At 70.5% G+C, this 22,779-nt stretch carries 21 protein-coding genes; 7 read left to right on the forward strand and 14 right to left on the reverse strand.

The window, feature by feature from the left end:
• From VFG40_RS04680 to mnmG, 3 genes are all read right to left on the reverse strand, one after another.
• Positions 1-1,912: Tex family protein (locus VFG40_RS04680; RefSeq protein ID WP_324895407.1), on the reverse strand; the 1,912-nt coding region annotated here is incomplete at its 3' end.
• 151 nt (positions 1,913-2,063) lie between these two features.
• Positions 2,064-2,831, reverse strand: coding sequence for an RDD family protein (locus VFG40_RS04685; RefSeq protein ID WP_324895409.1), 768 nt, complete (start codon positions 2,829-2,831; stop codon positions 2,064-2,066).
• Positions 2,832-2,896: 65 nt separating this feature from the next.
• The gene (mnmG, locus tag VFG40_RS04690) at positions 2,897-4,771 is read right to left on the reverse strand and encodes a tRNA uridine-5-carboxymethylaminomethyl(34) synthesis enzyme MnmG (RefSeq protein WP_324895411.1); all 1,875 of its coding nucleotides are present in this window, start codon (positions 4,769-4,771) and stop codon (positions 2,897-2,899) included.
• A gap of 588 nt (positions 4,772-5,359) precedes the next feature.
• Between mnmG and VFG40_RS04695 the strand changes: the two genes are divergently transcribed.
• Entirely contained in the window at positions 5,360-5,545 is a 186-nt protein-coding gene (locus VFG40_RS04695; protein WP_324895413.1) for a hypothetical protein, read from the forward strand.
• Positions 5,546-5,653: 108 nt separating this feature from the next.
• Here VFG40_RS04695 and pepN read toward each other — a convergent pair whose 3' ends face one another.
• Positions 5,654-8,290, reverse strand: a complete 2,637-nt coding sequence (gene pepN, locus VFG40_RS04700; protein ID WP_324895415.1) for an aminopeptidase N — start codon at positions 8,288-8,290, stop codon at positions 5,654-5,656.
• A 68-nt stretch (positions 8,291-8,358) separates the two neighbouring features.
• On the opposite strand from pepN, the gene VFG40_RS04705 reads away from it, so the two are divergent.
• From VFG40_RS04705 to VFG40_RS04715, 3 genes are all read left to right on the forward strand, one after another.
• A complete protein-coding gene (locus VFG40_RS04705) occupies positions 8,359-9,360 on the forward strand; it encodes an aldose 1-epimerase (RefSeq protein WP_324895417.1) in 1,002 nt (333 codons plus the stop codon).
• Positions 9,357-10,328, forward strand: a complete 972-nt coding sequence (locus VFG40_RS04710; protein ID WP_324895419.1) for a pyridoxal-phosphate dependent enzyme — start codon at positions 9,357-9,359, stop codon at positions 10,326-10,328. Before VFG40_RS04705 ends, VFG40_RS04710 begins: the two co-directional genes overlap by 4 nt.
• Positions 10,329-10,541: 213 nt before the next feature.
• Positions 10,542-11,264 carry an MHYT domain-containing protein gene (locus VFG40_RS04715; RefSeq protein WP_324895421.1) on the forward strand — a complete coding sequence of 241 codons (723 nt, stop codon included), beginning with the start codon at positions 10,542-10,544 and terminating at the stop codon, positions 11,262-11,264.
• A gap of 60 nt (positions 11,265-11,324) precedes the next feature.
• Here VFG40_RS04715 and VFG40_RS04720 read toward each other — a convergent pair whose 3' ends face one another.
• Entirely contained in the window at positions 11,325-12,206 is an 882-nt protein-coding gene (locus tag VFG40_RS04720; RefSeq protein WP_324895423.1) for a DMT family transporter, read from the reverse strand.
• A 125-nt stretch (positions 12,207-12,331) separates the two neighbouring features.
• Between VFG40_RS04720 and VFG40_RS04725 the strand changes: the two genes are divergently transcribed.
• Positions 12,332-12,889, forward strand: coding sequence for a DNA-3-methyladenine glycosylase I (locus tag VFG40_RS04725; protein ID WP_324895425.1), 558 nt, complete (start codon positions 12,332-12,334; stop codon positions 12,887-12,889).
• A 45-nt stretch (positions 12,890-12,934) separates the two neighbouring features.
• Here VFG40_RS04725 and treF read toward each other — a convergent pair whose 3' ends face one another.
• From treF to bioB, 7 genes are all read right to left on the reverse strand, one after another.
• Complete coding sequence (gene treF / locus VFG40_RS04730) at positions 12,935-14,587, reverse strand: alpha,alpha-trehalase TreF (protein ID WP_324895427.1); 1,653 nt, start codon at positions 14,585-14,587, stop codon at positions 12,935-12,937.
• A complete protein-coding gene (locus VFG40_RS04735) occupies positions 14,584-15,351 on the reverse strand; it encodes an SDR family NAD(P)-dependent oxidoreductase (RefSeq protein WP_324895429.1) in 768 nt (255 codons plus the stop codon). The genes treF and VFG40_RS04735 overlap by 4 nt, the downstream gene beginning before the upstream one ends.
• Positions 15,352-15,421: 70 nt before the next feature.
• The gene (gene bioC, locus VFG40_RS04740) at positions 15,422-16,303 is read right to left on the reverse strand and encodes a malonyl-ACP O-methyltransferase BioC (protein WP_324895431.1); all 882 of its coding nucleotides are present in this window, start codon (positions 16,301-16,303) and stop codon (positions 15,422-15,424) included.
• The gene (gene bioH, locus VFG40_RS04745) at positions 16,300-17,070 is read right to left on the reverse strand and encodes a pimeloyl-ACP methyl ester esterase BioH (protein WP_324895433.1); all 771 of its coding nucleotides are present in this window, start codon (positions 17,068-17,070) and stop codon (positions 16,300-16,302) included. The genes bioC and bioH overlap by 4 nt, the downstream gene beginning before the upstream one ends.
• Positions 17,067-17,867 (reverse strand): sulfurtransferase, encoded by an 801-nt coding sequence (locus tag VFG40_RS04750; protein WP_324895435.1) that lies wholly within the window; start codon positions 17,865-17,867, stop codon positions 17,067-17,069. Before VFG40_RS04750 ends, bioH begins: the two co-directional genes overlap by 4 nt.
• A gap of 59 nt (positions 17,868-17,926) precedes the next feature.
• Positions 17,927-19,183, reverse strand: a complete 1,257-nt coding sequence (gene bioF, locus VFG40_RS04755) for an 8-amino-7-oxononanoate synthase (RefSeq protein ID WP_324895437.1) — start codon at positions 19,181-19,183, stop codon at positions 17,927-17,929.
• 91 nt (positions 19,184-19,274) lie between these two features.
• A complete protein-coding gene (gene bioB, locus VFG40_RS04760; RefSeq protein WP_324895440.1) occupies positions 19,275-20,312 on the reverse strand; it encodes a biotin synthase BioB in 1,038 nt (345 codons plus the stop codon).
• Positions 20,313-20,446: 134 nt separating this feature from the next.
• Between bioB and VFG40_RS04765 the strand changes: the two genes are divergently transcribed.
• A complete protein-coding gene (locus tag VFG40_RS04765; RefSeq protein WP_324895442.1) occupies positions 20,447-20,653 on the forward strand; it encodes a hypothetical protein in 207 nt (68 codons plus the stop codon).
• Positions 20,654-20,663: 10 nt separating this feature from the next.
• Complete coding sequence (locus VFG40_RS04770) at positions 20,664-21,383, forward strand: ComF family protein (RefSeq protein ID WP_324895444.1); 720 nt, start codon at positions 20,664-20,666, stop codon at positions 21,381-21,383.
• A 3-nt stretch (positions 21,384-21,386) separates the two neighbouring features.
• Here the strand turns inward: VFG40_RS04770 and VFG40_RS04775 are convergent, their stop codons facing one another.
• Positions 21,387-21,761: a YkvA family protein gene (locus VFG40_RS04775; protein ID WP_324895446.1), complete on the reverse strand. Its 375-nt coding sequence runs from the start codon at positions 21,759-21,761 to the stop codon at positions 21,387-21,389.
• Positions 21,758-22,651: a 4-hydroxybenzoate octaprenyltransferase gene (gene ubiA, locus VFG40_RS04780; protein WP_414649246.1), complete on the reverse strand. Its 894-nt coding sequence runs from the start codon at positions 22,649-22,651 to the stop codon at positions 21,758-21,760. Before ubiA ends, VFG40_RS04775 begins: the two co-directional genes overlap by 4 nt.
• Positions 22,652-22,779 lie beyond the last annotated feature (128 nt).

Genomic DNA, 22,779 nt, shown 5'->3' on the forward strand with positions numbered 1-22,779 from the left:
ACACCGCAGCCTTGAATGCCGGACGCGGGTCGCGGCCAGGCTTTTCCAATTCGCGCAGGATGTCGGTCACCGTCGGCAAACCGAAGGTGTCGTCGACAAAACTCTGCGGCTTCAGCTGGCGCACCACGTCGGCATTGCCGATCAGGCCCTTGATGTCGCTCTTGGTGGCCTCGAGAATCCGCCGCACCACCGGATAGGCCTCGGGGTGCACGCCCGAGGTGTCGAGCGGATCTTCACCATTGGTGATGCGCAGGAAGCCGGCACACTGCTCGAACGCCTTCGGGCCGAGCCGCGGCACATCCTTCAGCGCCTTGCGCGACTTGAACGGGCCGTTGGCATCGCGATGCTGTACGATGCTCTGCGCCAACCCCTGCCCGATGCCGGAGACGCGCGCGAGCAGCGGGACGGACGCGGTGTTGGCATCGACGCCGACCGCGTTCACGCAGTCTTCCACCACGGCATCGAGCGAGCGCGCCAGCTTGGCCTCGCCGAGATCGTGCTGATACTGGCCGACGCCGATCGCTTTCGGCTCGATCTTCACGAGCTCGGCGAGCGGATCCTGCAGCCGGCGCGCAATCGACACTGCACCGCGCAGGGTCACGTCGAGACCGGGCAGTTCCTCCGACGCAAAGGCCGAAGCTGAGTAGACCGACGCGCCGGCCTCGGAGACAACGATCTTGGTCATCTTGAGGTGGGGCAGCCGCTGCACCAGCTCGGTCGCAAGCTTGTCGGTCTCGCGCGAGGCGGTGCCGTTGCCGATCGCGATCAACTCGACACGATGCTCGATCGCGAGCTTGCCGAGCATAGCGAGCGCCTCGTCCCAGCGCCGCTGCGGCTCGTGCGGGAAGATCGCCGTCGTCGCCAGCACCTTGCCGGTCGCATCGACGACGGCAACCTTGACGCCGGTGCGATAGCCTGGATCGAGCCCCATCGTGGCGCGGGCGCCGGCGGGCGCGGCGAGCAGGAGATCGCGCAGGTTGGAGGCGAACACGCGGACCGCCTCGGTCTCGGCTGCGGTCCAGAGACGCATGCGCAGGTCGATATTCAGATGAATCTGAATCTTGGTGCGCCACGCCCAGCGCACGGTCTCCGTCAGCCACTTGTCGCCCGGGCGGCCCTGGTTGGACACGCCAAAGCGCATCATGATCTTCATCTCGTAGGCACTGGGGACGCCGGCCGCCGGCTCCTGCGCCTCCGGCTTGATCGCGAGGTCGAGGATCTCTTCCTTCTCACCGCGGAACAGCGCCAGGATGCGGTGCGACGGCATCTTGGGCAGCGGCTGACTGTAATCGAAATAGTCCTTGAACTTCTCGCCTTCGGTCTTCTTGCCCTGACGCACGGTGGAGACGATGATGCCGTTGGTCCACATCTCCTCGCGCAGCGCGCCGATCAGATCGGCATCCTCGGCGAAGCGCTCGACCAGGATGGCGCGCGCGCCGTCGAGCGCGGCGGCGACATCGGCGACCTGCTTCTCGGCATCGACGAACGGCTCCGCGGCGACTTTCGGATCGTTCTGCGGCTGCGTCAGCAGCAATTCGGCGAGCGGCTCGAGCCCGGCCTCCTTGGCGATCTCCGCCTTGGTACGGCGCTTCGGCTTGTAGGGCAGATAGATGTCTTCCAGGCGGCCCTTGCTGTCGGCGGCCATGATCTGGGCTTCGAGCGCCGCGTCCAGCTTACCCTGCTCGCGGATCGAATCGAGGATCGCGGTGCGGCGCGCTTCGAGCTCGCGCAAGTAAGTCAGCCGCTCCTCCAGCGTGCGCAGCTGCGCGTCATCGAGTGCGCCGGTCAATTCCTTGCGGTATCGCGCGATGAACGGCACGGTGGCGCCGCCGTCGAGCAGGTCCACGGCGGCGCGCACCTGTTCGGCCTTGGCGGCGATGTCCTGGGCAATGCGTTGTTCGATGCTGAGCATGAGTGACGATGTGTTCCTTGCAACGGCGCCGCGCGCCGGGGTCGGTAAAACGGGGCCGCCGATCATAGCAAGCGCTCCGCGCCGCTCTCCGTCGCACACGAAAAGGGCGCCGCGGCTGACCGCGGCGCCCCGATCTGCGGCCCGCGCGACGTCAGGCGCTGAAGTTGCCCGAGGGTCCCGCGCCGCGTTCGGGTCGGGCGGCCTGTGCGCGGCCGTTGAGCACCAGCGCCTTGGCCAGCATGTCATGCAGGCCCTGCTTGCGCGGGGTGAACGCAACCACGAGGTAGCACAGGAACGGAATCAGGCTGGTCACGATGTTGAGCAGGCGGACCGCGTTGCGCGCTGCGCTGCGACCCATGCTGAGGCGATTTCCGTCGATGTCCGTCACCCGCAGGCTCAGCGCCATCTTGCCGGGCGTCGCCTGCCACGACGATGCCTCGAACAGTACGTAATAGACGAATCCGATGGCCAGCATGATCAGCGTCGCGGGACGGATGGCGGCAGCGTACTCGGCGGCAGCCACGGCTCCGGCCGAGCCGTTCTGTACCTGCTCCATGAGATGACGGAAGGCTTCTGCCGCACCCATCGAGATCGCGATCACCGACGAAGGCACCAGCAGGATCAGATAGTCGATCAACCAGGCGCCGAAGCGCTGCCAGAAGCCGGCGTAATCCTCGAGCGCCACGGCGCTTGCCTGCGGCAGCGGCTGTGCCGAGACCGGCGGCGGCGGTGGATACGACGCGTCCGGCGTGCGCTTCAGCTCTTCCGGGAACAGCGTGGCCAGGGGCTGCCAGTCGGCCAGACCCTCGTACCAGCCGAGGTCGTCGCCGCTGGCCTGGCCGTTGCGCAGCCACTGGCGTACCTCGGTCTCCTTGTACGGGCCGTGGCGTTCGCCGTCGCGGCCGATCCAGATATCCATGCCGGGTGATCCTCGTGCGTCAGGGCAAGGCGGCATGATGCCACGACGCCCGCGGCGCGTCGGGGTCAGGCGGCCCGGCGTTTCAGGTGCACCAGCAGCAGCGAGATGGCGGCCGGGGTGACGCCGCTGATGCGCGCCGCCTGCCCCAGCGTGGCCGGCTGCACGCGCTTGAGCTTGAGCAGCACTTCGGCGGACAGGCCGCGGACCTTGTCGTAGTCGAAGCCGGTCGGAATCGCGGTGTGCTCATGCCGGCGCGTGCGCTCGATCTCCTCGCGCTGGCGCTCCAGATAGCCGGCGTACTTGGTCTGCACTTCGACCTGGGCCGCGACGTCCGCGCGCTCCACCGCGGGACCGAGCCCGGGAACCGTGGCAAGGCGCGCGTAATCCAGCTCCGGCCGGCGCAGCAGGTCCAGGGCGTTGGTCTCGCGGCTCACCGCGATGCCGAGATGCTGTTCGATCGCCGCGCCCAGCGCGTTGGTTGGCGCGGCCCACAGGGTGCCGAGCCGCTGCGTCTCGCGCGCCACCGCGTCGCGCTTGGCGCGCAGGGCGTCGAAACGCTCGGCCGGCACCACCCCCAGCGCGTGGCCGGTCTCGGTGAGGCGAAGGTCGGCATTGTCCTCGCGCAGGTGCAGCCGGTATTCGGCGCGCGAGGTGAACATGCGGTACGGCTCGATGGTGCCGTTACTGGTGAGGTCGTCGATCAGCACGCCGATGTAGGCCTCGTCGCGACGCGGATACCACGGCGCCTTGCCCTGGGTGGCCAGGGCCGCATTGAGCCCGGCGATCAGGCCCTGCGCGCCGGCCTCCTCGTAGCCGGTGGTGCCGTTGATCTGTCCGGCGAAGTACAGCCCGCCGATCGCCTTGGTCTCCAGCCACGGGTGGAGGCCGCGCGGGTCGAAGTAGTCGTACTCGATGGCATAGCCCGGGCGGGTGATGTGCGCCTGCTCGAAGCCCCTGATCGACCGCACCAGTGCCAGCTGCACGTCGAACGGCAGCGAGGTGGAGATGCCGTTGGGGTAGATCTCGAAGGTGTCCAGCCCTTCCGGCTCGATGAACACCTGATGCGAGGCCTTGTCGGCAAAGCGCACCACCTTGTCCTCGATCGACGGGCAGTAGCGCGGGCCGGTGCCCTCGATCTGGCCGCTGTACAGCGGCGAGCGGTCCAGCGCGCCACGGATCAGCTCGTGGGTGTGCCCGGAGGTGTGGGTGATCCAGCAGCTGACCTGGCGCGGGTGCTCCGCGCGCGAACCGAGGTAGGAGAACACCGGTGCAGGATCGTCGCCGGGTTGTTCCTCCAGTGTGCTGAAGTCGATGCTGCGCAGATCGATGCGCGGCGGCGTACCGGTCTTCAGACGGTCGGCCGCCACCGGGAGCTCGCGCAGCCGCTGTGCCAGCGTGCTGGCGGGTGGGTCGCCGGCGCGGCCGCCGGCGTACTGCGCCGGGCCGATGTGGATCTTGCCGGCGAGGAAGGTGCCGGCGGTCAGCACCACAGACCGTGCGTGGAAGCTCAGCCCCATCTGCGTGACCACGCCGGTCACTCGGCCACCTTCAATGATCAGGTCGTCCACGGCCTGCTGGAACAGCTCGAGGTTGGGCTGTGTCTCGACCATCCGGCGGATCGCTGCCTTGTAGAGAGAGCGGTCGGCCTGGCAGCGGGTGGCGCGCACGGCCGGCCCTTTGGAAGCGTTGAGCGTGCGCCACTGGATGCCGGCGCCGTCGGCTGCGCGCGCCATGGCGCCGCCCAGCGCGTCGATCTCCTTCACCAGGTGGCCCTTGCCGATGCCACCGATGGCGGGGTTGCAGCTCATCTGGCCGATCGTCTCGATGTTGTGGCTGAGCAGCAGCGTGCGGGCGCCGCAGCGCGCGGAGGCCAGTGCCGCCTCGGTGCCAGCGTGGCCGCCGCCGATGACGATGACGTCGTAGTGTGTCGGGTGACGCATGGAACTGACCTGCTGGGTCCAAAAGTGGACGTGGTGGGTCGATATGGTACGTGCCTGTCCACTCGCGGCGGACGGCATCGCAAGATGGCACGAATCATGCAGATCCCATCCCGCACTTTTCACGGGCAGACGCTGCGCAGTACGTGCGCGCCGAGGCGGGACGACAGGGGTCCCACCGCGTGCCGGGGAAGGAAGCAATGACGGCGCCTACGGGCGCCGTCGCCCTTTCCGGATTGCACAAATGCAAAGCCCCGCGCCAGACGGCGCGGGGCTTTGCTTTTTTAGATCTGGCGTCCGGCGGTCTCAGGAACAGGGGGAATCCAGGATGACCGTGTTGCCGGACGCCAGAAACCGGAAAATCGGTGGGCTTCTGGAGCCAAACGTCAGCGACGTTGAGCCGAATGATCCTGCCGCTCGCGTGAACCCGGAGTGACTGAAACGGCTATTTGTGTCGACACGCGGCAGCAGCTGACGCGATGCGTCAGTTTTCAGCGCCGACACCCCAGCGAACCGTGATTCGCATCACATTGTTGGCATGGGCGATGCATTCCCCCCTGCAAGTCACACCACTGAGCAAAGGGGAGCTTCATGGAACTCAGCGTCAATCTGGAACCGGTGTATCAGCAGCACGATCTGTGGATGGAGATCGGTCGCGTGGAGATGGCCATGGAGCAGCTGGAGCGCCGCAACGAACGCGAGCGTACGACGCTGCGTCCGCGGCTCGAATCGCGTCGCCATCGCCTGCTCGAACAGCTGCAGCAGCTCAGCGCCTGACTTCAACGGACGCGGGTTCGACGTCGAGCTGCCGCTCCGTCGTACCGCGTCCGGCGATGCCGCTGCCCGCGCCATCGCCCGCCGTGCCACCGCGGCGGCTACTGGTGATCAGTGCTTCATGACGCCGGCAATGATTTCCGACAGGTTCCTCGACAGCCCGTCCCGCGCGGCCAGGCTGGCCAACGCCTGACGGGCGGCCTCGCGCCGCACGGGTTCGAGTCGCTGCCAGCCGTTGAACGCCGTGGCCAGCCGCGCGGCGATCTGCGGGTTGATCGCGTCAAGCGCCACCAGCCGTTCGGCGAGCGCGCGATAGCCTGCGCCGTCGGTCCGATGGAAGCCGCTGGGATTGCCGCTGGCGAACGTGCCCCACAGGGAGCGGGCGCGGTTGGGATTGGAGAGCGTGAAGGCCGGGTCGGTTTCCAGCTGGAGCACCGTCGCCAGCGCGTTGTCGCCGGGCACCTGGGCCTGCACGGCAAACCATTTGTCCAGCGCCAGCGGGTTGTCCGCGTGGCGGCGGCGGAAGTCGCCTGCTGCCGTGGCTGCCTCGGCGGCGTCACTGCGCAGCAGCACGCTCAGAGCTGCCAGCCGGTCGGTCATGCCCGCCGCCGCTTCGTACTGCGCCGCTGCCAGCGCCCGCGCCTGCGGCGCATCCACCAGCGACAACAGCTCGAGCACCCGCCGGTTCAGCCGGCGCCGCGCCTTTGCCTCGGCATCCAGCCGCAGCGGTGCGGCCATGGCAAGCGCCCGATGGCGTTGTGCCAGCGCGGTGGCGCCGATCACCTGCGCCAGATGCCGCTGCAGCGTCTGCCGCAGCGCGTGGATCTGCGCCGGGTCGACCTCGCGCTCGCGTTCGGCGAGCTCCACCTCGCCCGGCGGCGTCAGCAGATCCGCCAGCAGTGCGGCGTCCACGCTGGCGTCGCTGAACAACGCATGGAGCGCATCGCACCAGGCCTGCAGCGCGTCGTGACGTTGGTGGCGGCAATCGTCGAGCGCCCGGATCGCCAGCTGCTGGCCCGCCTCCCAGCGGTTGAAACCGTCCGGGTCGTGCGTGAGCAGCAGCGCGAGGTCGGCCGGCGCGTAGTCGTACTCCAGGATCACCGGAGCGGAAAATCCCCGCAGCAGCGACACCACCGGTGGCTGGGCGATGTCGTGGAACACCAGCTCGCGCTCGAGCGTATCCAGCACCACCACGGTTTCCGTGGCGACCGGGTGGCCGTCCAGCTGCAGCGGCAGCAGGTGCCCGTGGTGGTCGAACAGCGCCAGCTTCACGGGAATCGGCAGCGGGGTCTTCTCCGGCTGCCCGGGCGTGGCCGGGGTGTGCTGGCTCAGCGTGAGGGCGAAGGTGCGACGACCCGCGTCGTGGCGGCCATGCGCGGTGAGCCGCGGGGTACCTGCCTGGGCGTACCACGCCAGGTAAGGCATCAGGTCGGTGCCGTTGGCCTCGCCCAGCGCGCCGAGAAAATCCTCCAGCGTCGCGGCGCGACCGTCATTGCGCTCGAAGTACCGGTCCATGCCGCGACGGAAACCTTCCGGCCCGAGCTTGCCGGCGATCATGCGCACCAGCTCCGCCCCCTTCTCGTAGACGGTGGCGGTATAGAAATTGTTGATCTCGCGATACTCGGCCGGGCGTACCGGGTGCGCCAGCGGGCCGGCGTCTTCCGGGAACTGCGCGCGGCGCAGCAGCGCCACGTCCTCGATGCGCTTGAGCGCAGCGGAGTTCATGTCGGCGGAGAACTGCTGCTCGCGGAACACGGTGAGGCCTTCCTTCAGCGACAGCTGGAACCAGTCGCGGCAGGTGACGCGGTTGCCGCTCCAGTTGTGGAAATATTCGTGCGCCACCACTGCCTCCACCGCCTTGTATTCGTCGTCGGTGGTGGTGTCGGGGTCGGCCAGCAGGTACTTCGCGTTGAAGATGTTGAGGCCCTTGTTCTCCATCGCGCCCATGTTGAAGTCGTGCGTGGCGACCACGTGGAACACGTCCAGATCGTAGTGGCGGCCGTAGACCTGCTCGTCCCAGCGCATGCAGCGCTCCAGCGCATCCATGGCGTAGTGGCAGCTGTCGATGACGTTGGCCTCGGACCAGATCACCAGCTTCACCGCGCGCCCCTCGCCGGTGACGTAGTCGCGCTCGATCTTCTCCAGCCGTCCGGCGACCAGCGCGAACAGGTAGCTCGGCTTCGGGTGCGGATCGACGAAGCGCGCCCAGTGGCGGCCGTCGGGCAGCTCGCCGGCGCCGTCCGGGTTGCCACCGGCCAGCAGCACCGGGAAGCGCGTGCGGTCCGCGCGCAGCGTGACCGTGTAGCGCGCCAGCACGTCCGGGCGGTCGGGGAAATAGGTGATGTGGCGAAAGCCCTCCGCCTCGCACTGCGTGAGCAGGAAGCCGGCCTCGCGGCTGCCGGACAGATACAGCCCCTCCAGCGCGGTGTTGCTGGCTGGATGCACGCGCACGCGGGTGGCCAGCATGCTGCCGTCGCGCACGCCGTCCACTTCCAGCACGCCGTCGGCGACGCGCCATGCGGATCGTTCCAGCGGCTGGCCGTCCAGTGCGATCGTCAGCAACTCCAGCCCCTCGCCATCGAGCCGCAGCGGCGCGCCGGCATTGCCGCGCAGGTGCAGGCGCGCGGCGATCTCGGTGCTGTCGATGCCGAGATCCACCTCCAGCTCGACCGATTCCACCCGCCACGGCGGGGGAGCGTAGTCGTGCAGACGGATCGGAGCGGTGGGGTTGTCGTGGGGTCGTGACATGCGGGAAACGGGTGGCCGCTGGGGCCGGGCAGGCTACCATGGCAGGCCTTTGGGCCAGGTGCACGACGATGCCGTTGTTCGAGGTGCTGCGTGAGGCGTGGGGTGCGCACCCGCTGGTGGTGTTGCACGACACCGTGCGCGGCCGCCGCGTGCGGATCGCCCATCGCGGTGCCACCGTGCTGTCCCTCCAGGTGCGCCATGGCGGCCGCACGGTCGACCTGGCCGACGGCTACCGCGATGCCGCCGAACTGGAATCGCGGCCCAGCTCGCGCTTTGCCGTGATGACGCCGTTCGCCAACCGCATTGCCGACGCGCGCTATCGCTTCGACGGCGTCGATCACGACCTGCAGCCAGGGGTGACCGGACCCGACCGGACGGCGCGCCACGGCTTCGTGCGCGACGCCGACTTCGCGCTGCATGCGCTCGACGCGGACGACGACGGCGCGGAAGCAAGCTTCGGCACGGCAATTGCCGCAGACGCCCACGCCGGCTATCCCTTCGCCATCGCGCTGACCATCCGCTACCGGCTCGACGCGCGCGGGCTCGGTCTGGAGGTGACCATGCGCAACACCGGTGAGCATGTGGCGCCATGTTTCTTCGGCTGGCACCCGTATTTCCGCCTGGGCGACACGCCGATGACGAGCTGGGAGTTGCAGGTGCCGGCGCGCACCGTCGTCGCCACCGACGCGGATTACATTCCGCACGCCGGCGCGGCCGCCTTCGTTCCGATCGACCGCGAGCCGGCGCTCGACTTCCGCACCCCGCGCACGGTGGGCGCGCTGGAGCTCAACCACGCCTTCGCCGGGCTGGTGCCGGACGCGGACGGCCGCCTGCGCAGCCGTCTGCGCGACCCCGCCACCGGCCTGGGCCTGGCACTGTGGCAGGAGCGCGGCGTCATGCTGGCGTTCACTGCCGACACGGTGAGCCGCGACGTGCGCGGTTCGCTTGCGCTCGAGCCGATGGAAAGCGTGGCCAACGCCTTCAACCGGGACGATTGCGCGCAGGCGATCGCGCTCGCCCCCGACACAGAGCGCCGCTTCCGCTGCGGCGTGGAGTTCACTACCGCATGAGCCATCCGCACGCGCTCCCCACCGTCGCCGACATCCGCAACGCCGCGGCGCGCATCGCCCCGCACGCCGTGGTCACCCCGGTCTTGCGCAGCGAGGCGCTCGACGCCCTGGCCGGCGCGCAGCTGCACTTCAAGTGCGAGAACTTCCAGCGCGGCGGGGCGTTCAAGTTCCGCGGCGCGTGCAATGCCGTGTGGTCGCTGGACGACGCCGACGCCCGGCGCGGCGTGGTCACCCATTCGTCCGGCAACCACGGCAGCGCGCTGGCACTGGCTGCCGCCACGCGCGGCATCGCCGCCCATGTGGTGGTGCCCGACGGCGCGGTGCAGGCCAAGCTCGAGCTGATCGCCCGCGCCGGCGCGGTACTGCATCGCTGCGCGCCGACCCAGGCCGCGCGCGAGGCCACCGCCGCGCAGGTGCAGCGCGACACCGGCGCGGTGCTGGTGCATCCGTATACGGACGCGCGGGTGATGGCCGGGCAGGGCACGATCGCGCTGGAGCTGCTGGCGCAGGTGCCTGCGCTTGATGCCCTGATCACCCCGGTGGGCGGCGGCGGTCTCGCCTCCGGCGTCGCCATCGCGGCGCACGCGCTGCGGCCGGGGCTGCCGCTGTTCGCCGCCGAACCGGCCGGTGCCGACGACGCTGCCCGCTCGCTGGCCGCTGGCCGACGGGTCGAGGCGATGCAGCCGGACACCGTCTGCGACGGCCTGCGTGCGCTGGTCGGCGAGCCCAACCTGCAGGCCTTGCGCGAGCATGCGGTGACGGTGATCACCGTCACCGACGCGCAGACCATCGCCGCGATGCGGCTGATCTGGCGCGAGCTGCGGATCATCGTCGAGGTGTCCTGCGCCACCGTGCTGGCCGCGGTGCTGCAACAACGCGAGCGGTTCGCCGGGCGGCGGATCGGGCTGGTGATCACCGGCGGCAACGTCGACCTCGACGCGCTCCCGTGGGTCGTTTCACCGCGCTGACCCCGCCGCACGCGCCATAGCGGCGCCACCGCATTACGCGCGCGCCGGATGCATCCGGCGGCGTCGTCGCCGCGTATCACCCGCTGCCGAACCCGGAGCGTGTGCGCACCGATCTCGTTCGGCCCCGCCCGCTTCGTCCCCACGCGCGAACCCCCGGTTCGCCCGGGGCCGCGGGCGTCCCTGTCCCCCGAACCGACAAGGCGCATCCCGGCCATGCATCACTACAACCTTCTGCTCGTCCTGCTTTCGTACCTGGTGGCCGTGCTCGGCTCGTTCACTGCGCTGCAACTGATCGGCGGCCTGGGCCGGCGCCGCGCGGGCGCCGAGCGCACGCACACCATCGCCGGCGCTGCCGCGGTCATGGGCATGGGTGGCATCTGGGCGATGCACTTCATTGCCATGCTTGCCTGTCGCCTGCCTGGCCCGGTGACCTACGACATCGGTCTCACGGCGCTGTCGGCGCTGGTGGCGGTGGCGGCCTGCCTGGTCGGGCTGACCCTGGCCTCGCGCGAGCATCACTCGGCGATGACCCTGGTCACGTCCGGCAGCTACATGGGCATCGGCGTGGCCGCGATGCATTACCTGGGCATGTACGCGATGCGCCTGCCGGCGGCGGTGGGCTACGACGGCGCCACCGCGGCGCTGTCGGTGGTGGTGGCCATCGTGGCATCGATCGCCGCGTTGTGGATCGCGTTCAAGCAGCGCGGACCGCTGCAGACGCTGGTCGGCGCGCTGGTGATGGGCCTGGCCGTGTGCGGCATGCACTACACCGGCATGACGGCCGCCCATTTCGAGCCGAACGACCTGCCGGTACGCGCGGGCGGACTCGGCGGCGACTACCTCGGCGTGGTCGTGTTCGGCGCGGTGGTGCTGCTGCTGGCGGTGGTGCTGGCGCGGGCAATCGTGCGGCAGCGGCGGTTCGCGCTCGACGGCTGAGCATGGCGCGGGCATGGCCCCGTGCGGCGCGTTGCCGGGACGATGGGCCGGAGCAGGGGCTCAGCGCCGCCGCAGGCGCAGGCCGCTCACCGCCAGCAAGCCGAGCAGTACGAACACGATGCCCACGCCCTCCATCGGTGACGGCTGTTCGTGGGTGATGGCCCAGGCCAGCAGCACGGCCAGCACCGGCACGCCCAGGCTGGACAGGCTCGCCACCGCGGTCGACAGCCGCTGCAGCACGATCAGCCACAGCCACCACGCCAAGCTGGAGGCGAACACCACGCTGTAGACGAGCGCGCCAATCAGCGCGTGGTTCCAGACCATCGGCTTCTGCGGCACCGCCAGCGCCGCCACGCCCAGCGCCAGGCCACCGAACAGCATCTGCCAGGCGGTCAGGTTGAGCGGCGCCATCGCATGGCGCTGGAACAGCCGCTTGCTCAGCACGGTGCCGGCCGCCCAGGCCGCACCGCCCGCCAGCGCCAGCGCGGTGCTGAGCCCGCTGCCCAATCCACGCCACGGCTCAAGAATGAAGACCAGCCCCACCGCGGCGAGCCCGGTGCCCAGCCACTGCCGCCGGCTCGGCCGGTCCGCCAGCAACGGCCACGCCAGCAACACCGCCCAGAACGGCATGGTGTAGGCGAGCAGCGCCACGTGCCCTGCGCCCCCGTCGACCAGTGCCCATTGCTCCAGGCCCTGGAACGCGGCGGTCTGGCACAGGCCGATCAGCGCGGTGGCGGCCAGCGGCGGTGGGGTGATGCGCTGGCGCGTGACGGCCAGCGCCAGGAACAGCACGGCGGCGCCGAGCAGGTAGCGCAGCGCGGCAAAGTCGAACGGGCCGGCGTACGCCAGCGCCTGCTTCATCACCACCCAGCTGTAGGCCCACAACACCAGCGTGACGAGCAGGGCGGCGATGGCGCCGCGCCGGGAGGGTTCGGGGGACATGGCAACTGCAGCGACAGGGAATCGGCAAGTCTAGCGAAGCGCCCCACGCCTCGGTGGCCGCCGCCGGTGTCGCCAGCGGTGCGGCGCCCCGATACATTGCCAAGCCGCCGTTACCGGAGAAACCGATGCAACGTTGCCACTGGGCCGGGCAGGACCCGCTGATGTGCCAGTACCACGACCACGAGTGGGGCACGCCGCTGCACGACGACCGCGCGCTGTTCGAGTTCCTCTGCCTGGAGGGCGCTCAGGCCGGCCTGTCCTGGCGTACCGTGCTGGCCAAGCGCGCGCGCTATCGCGAGGTCTTCCACGATTTCGCCATTGACCGCGTCGCGGCGATGGGCGACGCCGAACTCGCGGCGTTGATGGGCGACCCGGGGATCATCCGCAACCGCCTGAAGATCGGTTCGGTGCGCGACAACGCGCGTGCGGCACAGCGGGTGATCGCCGAGCACGGCAGTCTCGATACGTATCTGTGGTCGTTCGTCGATGGCACGCCGATTCGCAACGGCTGGGCCGACCGCACCCAGGTGCCGGCCACCACCGAGCGCTCCGATCGGATGAGCAAAGCACTGAAGAAGCGCGGTTTCCGTTTCGTCGGCAGCACCATCTGCTACGCCTTCATGCAGGCCACCGGCATGGTCGACGACCACACGGCCGACTGCTTCCGCCACCGCGCGGCCTAACGCATTCACCACCGCTGGCGCGCGCGGCGAGCCGGCCGACGCGCGTCAGCGGCGGCGTGCGCAGGCGCGGTGCGCGGGGTGCGCGGGATCTTCGTGCAGCAGCCGGCGCGTGACGCCGTTGGTCCAACCGAAGCCGTCCTGCAGCGGGTACTCGCCCCCGTGGCCGCCGTGCGCACCGTCACGGTCGGGGGTCAGCACGTACTTCTCCACCAGCTTCGCCTCGCGCTGGTACAGGCTGCCCACGGTATCCAGCCAGCGCCGCACGATCTCGCGCGACAGTGCCTGCTCGCCGGCGCGCTCGAAGCCGCGGATGGCGATCCACTGCAGCGGCGCCCAGCCGTTGGGCCGGTCCCACTGCTCGGCGCTGCCCTGCTCGGTGGTGGCGAAGCCGCCCGGGGCCAGCAGGCGATCACGCGAGGTGGCGGCAACACGCGCGGCCTGCGCCGGGGTGGCGATGCCGACGAACAAGGGCGTCACGGTGGCGGCGGTGAGCCGCTCGCTGCGGCGCCCGTGGCGCCAGTTGTAGTCGAAGAAGGCCCCGGCCTGCTCGTCCCACATCAACGCGAGGATCGCCGCCCGCCGCGCGCTGGCGCGTGCCTCGAACGCCGCGCCGTCGGCGTGTTCGCCGCTGGCGCGGCTGAGCAGGGCGATCTGGCTCTCCAGCACGTGCAGGAAGCAGTTCAAGTCCACCGGCAGCAGATCGGTGGTGCGGATGCTGGCCAGGTTGCCCGGCGTGTCGCACCAGCGCGAACTGAAGTCCCAGCCGGAGGCGGCGGCGGCGCGCAGGTCCCGATAGACGTCGTTGGCAGGGCGCTCGCTGGCCGACGCGGTGCTCTCGTCTTCCAGGAACGCCTCCTCGCGCGGCGTGTCGCGGTCGTCCCAGTAGCGGTTGAGCACGCTGCCGTCGGGCAGCCGCACGCAGTGACGGTGCGCGTCGCCGGGACGCAGCGCATCGGCGCCGCCCATCCACCAGGTGTACTCGCGGCGCAGCTGCGGCAGGTACTTGATGGCCTGGCACACGCCCCGCTCCTCGAACAGTGACACCATCAGCGCGAACACCGGCGGCTGCGAGCGACTGAGGTAGTAGCTGCGGTTGCCGTTGGGCACATGGCCGTAGACGTCGATCAGCCAGGCGAAGTTGTCCGCCATGTCGCGCAGCAGGTCGTGCCGCCCGCTCTCGGCCAGGCCGAGCATGGTGAAGTAGGAGTCCCAGTAATACAGCTCGCGGAATCGCCCGCCCGGCACCACGTAGGGCTTCGGCAGCGGCAGCAGCGAACCGTTCGGCGGCAGCTCCTGCGGCTGGCGCGTGAGCACGCTCCAGAGCCCGTCGATATGGGCGCACAGCGACTGGTCCGGGTCGGAGACATAGTGCGTACGCGGCGCCTGCTCGACCAGAAAGTGCGCGTGGACAAACGCGGAAAGGTCGAAGCCTTCGGCCTCGCGTTCGCGCCGGTAGTTGTCCAGGATCTGCTGCGGCACCAGCCGCGGCACGCAGTCGACAAAGGTCTTGCTGTCGTCGAACACGCGCCCGCGCTGCACTGCCTCGAACAGCTCCTGGTAGCGGTTCGCGGGGGTGAGCGTGTCGGCCTTCGGCAGGGTCGCCACCCGCTCGGCGTGCGCGCGGTCGGGCGCGTGATCCGGGTTGGCAGGCCCGGTCGCGCGGTCGCCGGGGGCACGGGGGTCGGGGCGGAAAGTCATTGCTCGGCGTAGTTCCAGAGCAGGCCGCCGTCCACGTACAGCGTGCTGCCGGTGATGTAGCCGGCCTCGTCGCCGGCCAGGAACGCCACCGCGTTGGCGACGTCCTCCGGGCTGCCCAGGCGCTTGAGCGGAATGTTCGCCAGCAGCGATTTCATCAGCGCCGGGTCGCTCATCAAGGCGGCGTTGATCGGCGTCTTCACCGCGCCGGGCGCCACGTTGTTGACCGTGATGCCCAGCGGTGCCAGCTCCACGGCGAGATCGCGCATCAGCATCTTCAGGCCGCCCTTGCTCGCCGCGTAGCTGGCGAAGTGCGGAAACGGCAGCTCCTCGTGCACCGAGCTGATGTTGATCACGCTGCCGCCGCGCTGGGTCTCGCGCAGGTGGCGCACGAAGGCCTGGGTGGTGAAGAACACGCCGCGCAGGTTCACGTCCATCACCAGGTCGTAGTCGGCCTCGGTGACGTCCCAGAAATCCGCGCGCCGTTCCACGCCGGCGTTGTTGACCAGGATGTCCAGCTGCCCCATCGCGGCCACGGCCTGCTCCACCACGCGGCGGTCGGCGCGCGCGTCGGCGATGTCGCCGGCGATCACGCAGCCGTCGCTGCCGGCCTCGCGCACCAGCGCCAGGGTGGCCCTGGCGCTGGCGTCGTCTTCGCGGTCTTCCACCACCACACGCACGCCTTCGCGCGCCAGCCGTACCGCGATCGCCCGTCCGATGCCCTGGCCGCTGCCGGTGACCATGGCCACCTTGCCCTGCAGTTTCATCGTCGCTCCTTCGCCCGGAACTGAAGCGGATGAGTCTGCCGTGATCGGCGTGAACGCGGCGCAAGACGCCTCAGCGGCGGCGTGAACCGCGCAGGCTGTCGACCGAGAAGCTGGCAATCTCGCCGCCGTCGCGGCTGCGCCGCGACTGCCCCGGCGGCGGGCCCCACGCATGCGCGGTGACCACTTCCCAGGTGGCGGGAATGCGCCCGTCCACGCGCATGCCCTCGTAGGCGGCGAGCATGCGCTGGTAGTGCGCCTTGCCGGTGAGGTGGCGTTCGCGCGCGGTATCGGCGTGGGTGGCGCCCAGGCCCTTCAATTCCTTCAGCAGCAGCTTCGGCTCGCTGTAGGTGAGCGTGTAGCGGTCTACATCCAGCACCGGGTCGCGCAGGCCCGCGGCGATCAGCGCGTCGCCCACGTCGTGCATGTCCAGGAAGCGGCTCACGTGCGATTGCTCATCCGCGCTGGCCCAGGCGGCGCGCAGTTCTTTCAGCGTGTCCGGGCCGAAGGTGGAGAACACCAGCAGGCCGCCGGGCTTGAGCACGCGCGCGCACTCGTTGAACAGCGCGGCGAGGTCGTCGATCCACTGGAAGCACAGGCTGGAATGCAGCACGTCCACGCTGTGGTCGGGGAAGGGCAGGTGGGTGGCCTCGGCGCACACGCGCTGGAACGGCTTCAACCACGCGCTGTGCTTCTTCGCCATCTGCAGCATGGGCAGCGCGAGGTCGACCGCGATCACCTCGGCCTTGGGGTAGCGCTTCTTCAGCAGCGCGGTGCCGCGGCCGGTGCCGGCGCCCACGTCGAGCACGCGGGCGGGCGATTCCAGATAGAAGTCCAGACGCTCCAGCAGCGACTGCTGCACCTCGCGCTGCAGCGCGTCGTGCTGCTCGTAGGTCTGCGCGGCGCGGGCGAAGTTGCGCTGCACGCGTGCGCGGTCGAGGTGGAACTCGCTCATCGGGCTTTCTCCAGCAGCGGCCGCAGCGCGTCGACGACGGCGTCGACGTGGCCCAGGAACGGTGCGTGGCCGGCGTGCGCGATCTCGTGGAAGTCGCCCTGCGCGCGCGCGGCGGACCAGCGCATCGCGTCGGGATGCACCAGCCGGTCGCGGCGGCCGGCGATCCAGGCGTTGGGCAGGCACAGCGTGACCAGCGTGTCGCGCCAGTCGGTGTTCTCCAGCAGCGCGATGCCCTCCTGCAGCACGCGCAGGTCCGGCTCGCCGTAGGCAAACACCAGCTCGCGCAGGTGGCGCAGCTCGGCGCGCGGATCGGCACTGCCCATCGCCTCCAGCGCCAGGAAGCGCTCCAGCGTGGCGTGGTAGTCCGTTTCCAGATCGGTGGCGAGCTGGCGCACCAGCGCGCCGTCGCTGCCGTGCGGCCAGTCTTCGCTGCGCACGAACTTCGGTGTGGCGCAGAGCATCGCCAGTGCGCGGGTGGGAATCGCCGCGTCGCGTGCCGCGGCCAGCGCCACCAGCCCGCCCATCGACCAGCCCAGCCACACCGCCGGTGGCACGCGTTCGGCGACGGCGTGCGCAATGGCGCTCGGCTCCAGCGGCAGGCCGCAGTCGCGCGAGCGGCCGTGGCCGGGCAGGTCTACCACGTACAGCGTGCATGGCTCGGCCAACGCCTCGACCAGCGGCGCGAACACGCCGCCGTGCATCGCCCATCCGTGCAGCAGCACGAGCGCGATGGGGCCGTGGCCGGCTTGCTCAATATGCAGGCTCACGGCCTCTCCTCCTCTCCCCCTCGGGGAGAGGATCGAGGTGAGGGGACGGGGCTGGCGGGGAGGCCGGTCGACGCCGGCGCGAGCGTGGGGTCCACCGCGCCGCGCTCGTCGAACACGAAGCAGTCGCCCTGCCAGTACGCGCCGCCGGTTTCCTCGAAGTATTTGAGGACACCGCCTTCGAGCTGGAACACGTGCTCCATGCCCAGCGCCTGCATGTGCAGCGCGGCCTTTTCGCAGCGGATGCCGCCGGTGCAGTACGACACCACGGTCTTGCCGGCGTAGCGGTCGCGGTCGGCAGCGATCGCGTCGGGGAACTCGGTGAAGCGGGTGAGACGGTAGTCCACCGCCTGCGGAAATTTGCCGGCGTCGGTTTCGTAATCGTTGCGGGTATCGAGCAGCACCACCTCGCGGCCGTCGTCGTCGTGGCCCTGGTCCAGCCAGCGCTTCAGCGTGGCGGCATCCACCGCGGGCGCGCGGCCCGCGGCCGGCTGGATCACCGGCTGGCGCATGGTGATGATTTCCTTCTTCAGTCGCACGCGCATGCGGCCGAACGGCACGTCGGCCGACAGCGACTCCTTCGCCTCCAGCCCGGCAAACCGGGAGTCCTCGCGCAGCCACTGCATGAACGCATCCACTGCTTCGCGCGGGCCGGCCAGAAACAGGTTGATGCCCTCCGGCGCCAGCAGGATCGTGCCCTTCAGGGCCAGCGCCTCGCAGCGCGCCAGCACGCGCTCGCGCAGCGCGGGCAGGTCGTCCAGGCTGACGAAGCGGTAGGCGGAGAGATTGACGATCGACATGGGGAAGGTCGCGGCGCGGAGCCGCCAATTATAGCGGGCGGTCCGGATCAGCCGGCCGATCAGCCGGCGGCGGGTAGCCGCAGCGCGGTCAGTGCGTCGAGCAGGCGATCGACGTGTTCCTCCTCGTGCGCCGCGCTCAGCGTGATGCGCAGCCGCGCCTGGCCGGCGGGCACGGTCGGCGGGCGAATCGCCGTGACCAGCAGGCCCTGCGTTTCCAGCCGCAGGGCGGCGGTCAGCGCCGTATCGGCATCGCCCAGCAGCAGTGGCTGGATCGGCGTGTCCGAGCGCATCAGCGGCAGGCCGAGTTCGCCGGCGCCGCGGCGGAAGCGGGCGATGAGGGCGGCGAGTTTCTCGCGTCGCGCGTCGTCTTCACGGGCGATCTGCACCGCCGCCAGCGCGGCGGCGGCCAGCGCGGGCGGCATCGCCGTGGAGTACACGAACGGCCGGGCGAACTGGGTCAGCCCCTCGATCAGCGCGGCGGAGCCGGCCACGAACGCCCCGGCGCAACCGAGCGCCTTGCCCAGCGTGGCCATCAACACCGGCACCTCGCGCGTCGAGAGACCGGCGGCCGTCACGCTGCCGGCGCCGCGCGCGCCCAGCACGCCCAGGCCGTGCGCATCGTCGACCATCAGCGTGGCGCCTTCGCTCGCAGCGAGCGCTGCCAGATCGCGCAGCGGGGCCAAGTCACCGTCCATGCTGAACACGCCGTCGGTGGCAAGCAGGGCGGGCGCCTGCGGACGGCTGCGCAGCTGGCGCGCGGCGCCGTCCACGTCGGCGTGCGGATAGCGCTTGAGCTCGGCGCCGGCCAGCTGTACGCCGTCGATGAGGCAGGCGTGGTTGAGCTTGTCCTGCACGCAGACCGCGCCCTCGACGCCGCCGAGCAGCGCCTGCAGCGCGCCCAGATTGGCTGCGTAGCCGGTGGAGAACAGCAGCGCGCGCTCGCGGCCGGTCCAGTCGGCCAGCGCCTCCTCCAGCATCGCGTGCTCGCGGCGATGACCGCACACCAGGTGTGCCGACGTGCCGCCCACGCCCTCGTCGTCAGCCACGCGCTTGAACGCGGCGATCAGCTGCGGGTGCTGGGCGAGCCCGAGATAGTCGTTGCTGCAGAAGCCGAGCAGGCGACGGCCGTCGATCTCCAGCCACGGGCCTTCGACGTGGTCGACGGTGCGCACGCGGCGCAGCAGCGAAGCGTGTTCGCGCTCGGCGGCGCGACCCGCGAGATGCGCGAGCAGGTTCGTGCGCCCTGTTCGCTCTCCGACGGCCGGGGCGGGCTCACGGGCCTGGCCGAGCGGATGGGTTGGCTTTGGATCGTTCATGGCGTCGCGGCAAAGAGCGGCGCTCCCGCGTCAGCCGTTCGCCCCGGGCAGCGCGCGGGGGAGCGGATGATCGTGGGATGCGCGCCGGGAATCAGGCGGCGCAGCCGCAGCCCTGGCCGCAGCTGGCCGCTTCGGTTTCCAGAATGTCGGCGTGCACGGTGCCGGATTCTTCCACCACCTCCAGCGCGTGCAGGTCGAGCCGGCGGAACAGCGCGCGGTCGTGCTCCACGTCGGGGTTGCCGGTGGTCAGCAGCTTCTCGCCGTAGAAGATCGAGTTGGCGCCGGCGAAGAAGCACAGCGCCTGCACCGCATCGTCCATCTGCTGGCGGCCGGCCGACAGCCGCACCATCGAGGCCGGCATCAGCAACCGGGCCACGGCGATGGTGCGCACGAACTCGAACGGGTCCAGCGCCTCGGTGCCGTGCAGCGGCGTGCCTTCCACCTGCACCAGCTGGTTGATCGGCACCGACTGCGGGTGTTCGGGCAGGTTGGCCAGCGTCTGCAGCAGGCCGGCGCGCTGGCCGCGCGTCTCGCCCATGCCCACGATGCCGCCGCAGCAGGTCTTCAGGCCTACCTCGCGCACGTGCTCGAGCGTGTCGAGGCGATCCTGGTACTCGCGCGTGTGGATCACTTCGCCGTAGAACTCCGGCGCGGTGTCGAGATTGTGGTTGTAGTAGTCCAGCCCGGCCTGCTTCAGCGTGGCGGCCTGCTCGCCGCTGAGCATGCCCAGCGTGGCGCAGGTCTCAAGGCCCAGACCTTTCACCGCCGAGACGATCTCGGCGACCTTGGCCACGTCGCGGTCCTTCGGGCTGCGCCACGCCGCGCCCATGCAGAAGCGGCTGGCGCCAGCGGCCTTGGCGGCCTGTGCGCGGGCGAGCACGGCGTCCACGCTCATCAGTTTCTCGGCCTGCACGCCGGTCGAATAGCGCGCGGCCTGCGGGCAGTAGGCGCAGTCCTCGGGGCAGCCGCCGGTCTTGATCGAGAGCAGGGTCGACACCTGCACCGCGTTGGGATCGTGGTGCGCGCGGTGCACGCTGTGCGCGCGGTGAAGCAGTTCGTTGAACGGCAGCGCGAACAGCGCGGCGACTTCCTCGCGCGTCCAGTCGTGGCGCAGGGCGGGTGCGGTCATGCGGGAGCTCCTCCAGACAGGGCGCGAGTGTGGGAGCGCCTTCCCCGGGCTGTCAACTTGATCGACGCAGGCCCGGTTGACGATCCGTAGCGGTCGGTTCGCTACCATTGGGCTTCTTTGACGGGAGACGTTCCATGAGCGCAGGACAGGGCAGCAGCGGCAACGTCATCGCTGCGGTGTGCAGCTTTTTCATCCCCGGGCTGGGCCAGCTGGTGCAGGGCCGGCTGCTGATGGCGATCGTCATGTTCGTGCTGGCGGCGGTGCTGTGGTGGTTCCTGCTCGGCTGGATCATCCATCTGTGGTCGATCCTCGACGCGGCGCTGTTCAAGCCGAAGCACTGAGCGAGCAGGCATGCGCACGGACGCGCTCCTCAAACCCCTGCAGGCCTTGCAGCAATGGCTGCTTCCGCCGTGCTGCCTGCTGTGCGGCGCGGCCGGCGACCAGGGGCTGGACCTGTGCCGTGCCTGCGCCGACGAACTGCCGCGCAACCGTTCGTGCTGCGCCCGCTGCGCGCTGCCGCTGGCGCTGCCGGCCGCGCTGTGCGGACGCTGCCAGCGCAAGCCGCCGCCGTGGGACGCAACGTGGGCGCCGTTCCGCTACGGCTGGCCGCTGGACCGGCTGGAGTCCCGCTTCAAGTTCTCTCGCGAGCTGGCCGCCGGCCGCACGCTGCAGGCGCTGTGGCAGCGCGAGCCGCGCCGCCTCGCGCTGCCCGAGCTGATCGTGCCGGTGCCGCTGCATCGGGCGCGGCTGCGCCAGCGCGGCTACAACCAGGCGCTGGAGCTGGCGCGGCCGCTGGCCCGCGCGCTTGGTGTGCCGCTGCGGCACGACCTGCTGCTGCGCGCCCGCGCCACCGCCGCACAGAGCGAGCTGGATGCCGTCTCGCGCCGCCGCAACGTGCGTGGCGCGTTCTCCGTGCGCGCGGGGGTGGCGCTGCCAGCACACGTGGCGGTGCTCGACGACGTGATGACCACCGGCGCCACGCTGGCCGAGTGCTCGCGCGTGCTCAAGCGCTCCGGCGTGAAGCGGGTGGACGTGTGGGCGTTGGCGCGGGCGCCGGCATCCCGTCGGTAGCGCTCAGCCGCTGCGCCGCATCCACCAGAACGCCACCGCGGCCAGCGCCAGCAGCCAGAGCAGCACGATGGCCACCGCCGCGGCGCGGCTGGCCACCGGCCCGCTTCGCACCGCCCGGCGCATGGCGTCGCGCAGCAGGCTACGCGGCGCCAGCCGCAGGATCAGCGCCAGCCCGAGCGGAACGATCAACAGGTCGTCCAGATAGCCCAGCACGGGAATGACATCCGGGATCAGGTCGATCGGGCTGAGCGCATAGGCGGCAATGGCCATCGCCAGCAGCCGCAGCCCGCGCGGCAGGCGCCGGTCGCGCGCCAGGAAGTACACGGTGAGCGCCTGTCGCCGCAGCCGCCGTGCCCACCGCCGCAGCGCCGCGATCACCGCAACGCCAGCGCCAGCACGAGCCCGGCCCACAGGGTGAGGCCGAGCCAGTTGTTGTGGCGGAAGGCGGCCAGGCAGGCATCGCGGTCCCGACTGCGGATGCGCCACAGCTGGTAGCCGAACAGCGCCGCGCTACCGGCCAGCGCCAGCCAGTAAGGCCAGCCGAGCGCGGCGCGCTGACCGACGAACAGCATGGTCAGCTCGAAGGTGGCCATCAGGATCGCCAGGATCGGCAGGTCCGCATCGCCGAACAAAATCGCGGTGGACTTGGCGCCGGCGCGGATGTCTTCGTCGCGGTCGACCATGGCGTACTCGGTGTCGTAGATCACCGACCACAGGATGTTGCCCAGGAACAGCAGCCAGCCCAGCGGTGGCACGTGGTTCGTCACGGCGGCGAACGCCATCGGGATCGCCCAGCCGAACGCCGCGCCCAGCACCACCTGCGGCATGTAGGTGTAGCGCTTGGTGAACGGATACAGCGCCGCCAGCGCGGCGCCAGCGAACGACAGCTTGATCGTCAGCGCGTTGGTGAACAGCACCAGCACGAAGGCGAACGCCAGCAGCGCGCCGAACACCCCCAGCGCCTCGCGCGGCGTCACCCGCCCGCTGGCGATCGGCCGCCCCGCGGTGCGCGCCACCTGCGGGTCGAGCTTGCGGTCGGCGTAGTCGTTGATGGCGCAGCCCGCCGCGCGCATGGCGAACACGCCCAGGGTGAAGATGATCAGCGTCGACCACGGCGGGAAGTCGCCGGCGGCGAGCCATAGCGCCCACCAGGTCGGCCACAGCAGCAGCAAGGCGCCCACCGGCCGGTCCATGCGCGTGAGCACCAGGTAGTCGTGCGCCTTCTCCCGCAGCTGCGGCGGCAGCGGGGCAAGCAGCCGGTCCAGCACGCGGGTGGCGCGGTGCGATGCGTCGGCCGGGCGTGCCGGCTTGCGGGTGCCGGCCGGCCGCGGCCGGCCAGGCGTCGGCGCGGGCGGCGATTTCGCCGGGCGGCGGGGGCGTTTGCGCGGGGTCGGGG

This window comes from Dyella sp. (genome assembly GCF_035685805.1).
In the GTDB taxonomy this organism is placed as follows: Bacteria; Pseudomonadota; Gammaproteobacteria; order Xanthomonadales; family Rhodanobacteraceae; genus Dyella_A.

Excerpts from the sequence above, each read along its gene's own strand:
- VFG40_RS04695 (WP_324895413.1), top strand. The coding sequence starts at position 5,360 with ATGGAACTCAGCGTCAATCTGGAACCGGTGTATCAGCAGCACGATCTG.
- VFG40_RS04705 (WP_324895417.1), top strand. The coding sequence starts at position 8,359 with ATGCCGTTGTTCGAGGTGCTGCGTGAGGCGTGGGGTGCGCACCCGCTG.
- VFG40_RS04710 (WP_324895419.1), top strand. The coding sequence starts at position 9,357 with ATGAGCCATCCGCACGCGCTCCCCACCGTCGCCGACATCCGCAACGCC.
- VFG40_RS04685 (WP_324895409.1), bottom strand. The coding sequence starts at position 2,831 with ATGGATATCTGGATCGGCCGCGACGGCGAACGCCACGGCCCGTACAAG.
- mnmG (WP_324895411.1), bottom strand. The coding sequence starts at position 4,771 with ATGCGTCACCCGACACACTACGACGTCATCGTCATCGGCGGCGGCCAC.
- VFG40_RS04735 (WP_324895429.1), bottom strand. The coding sequence starts at position 15,351 with ATGAAACTGCAGGGCAAGGTGGCCATGGTCACCGGCAGCGGCCAGGGC.
- bioF (WP_324895437.1), bottom strand. The coding sequence starts at position 19,183 with ATGAACGATCCAAAGCCAACCCATCCGCTCGGCCAGGCCCGTGAGCCC.
- bioC (WP_324895431.1), bottom strand. The coding sequence starts at position 16,303 with ATGAGCGAGTTCCACCTCGACCGCGCACGCGTGCAGCGCAACTTCGCC.
- VFG40_RS04725 (WP_324895425.1), top strand. The coding sequence starts at position 12,332 with ATGCAACGTTGCCACTGGGCCGGGCAGGACCCGCTGATGTGCCAGTAC.
- bioB (WP_324895440.1), bottom strand. The coding sequence starts at position 20,312 with ATGACCGCACCCGCCCTGCGCCACGACTGGACGCGCGAGGAAGTCGCC.
- VFG40_RS04750 (WP_324895435.1), bottom strand. The coding sequence starts at position 17,867 with ATGTCGATCGTCAATCTCTCCGCCTACCGCTTCGTCAGCCTGGACGAC.
- pepN (WP_324895415.1), bottom strand. The coding sequence starts at position 8,290 with ATGTCACGACCCCACGACAACCCCACCGCTCCGATCCGTCTGCACGAC.
- VFG40_RS04720 (WP_324895423.1), bottom strand. The coding sequence starts at position 12,206 with ATGTCCCCCGAACCCTCCCGGCGCGGCGCCATCGCCGCCCTGCTCGTC.
- VFG40_RS04715 (WP_324895421.1), top strand. The coding sequence starts at position 10,542 with ATGCATCACTACAACCTTCTGCTCGTCCTGCTTTCGTACCTGGTGGCC.
- treF (WP_324895427.1), bottom strand. The coding sequence starts at position 14,587 with ATGACTTTCCGCCCCGACCCCCGTGCCCCCGGCGACCGCGCGACCGGG.
- VFG40_RS04770 (WP_324895444.1), top strand. The coding sequence starts at position 20,664 with ATGCGCACGGACGCGCTCCTCAAACCCCTGCAGGCCTTGCAGCAATGG.
- VFG40_RS04765 (WP_324895442.1), top strand. The coding sequence starts at position 20,447 with ATGAGCGCAGGACAGGGCAGCAGCGGCAACGTCATCGCTGCGGTGTGC.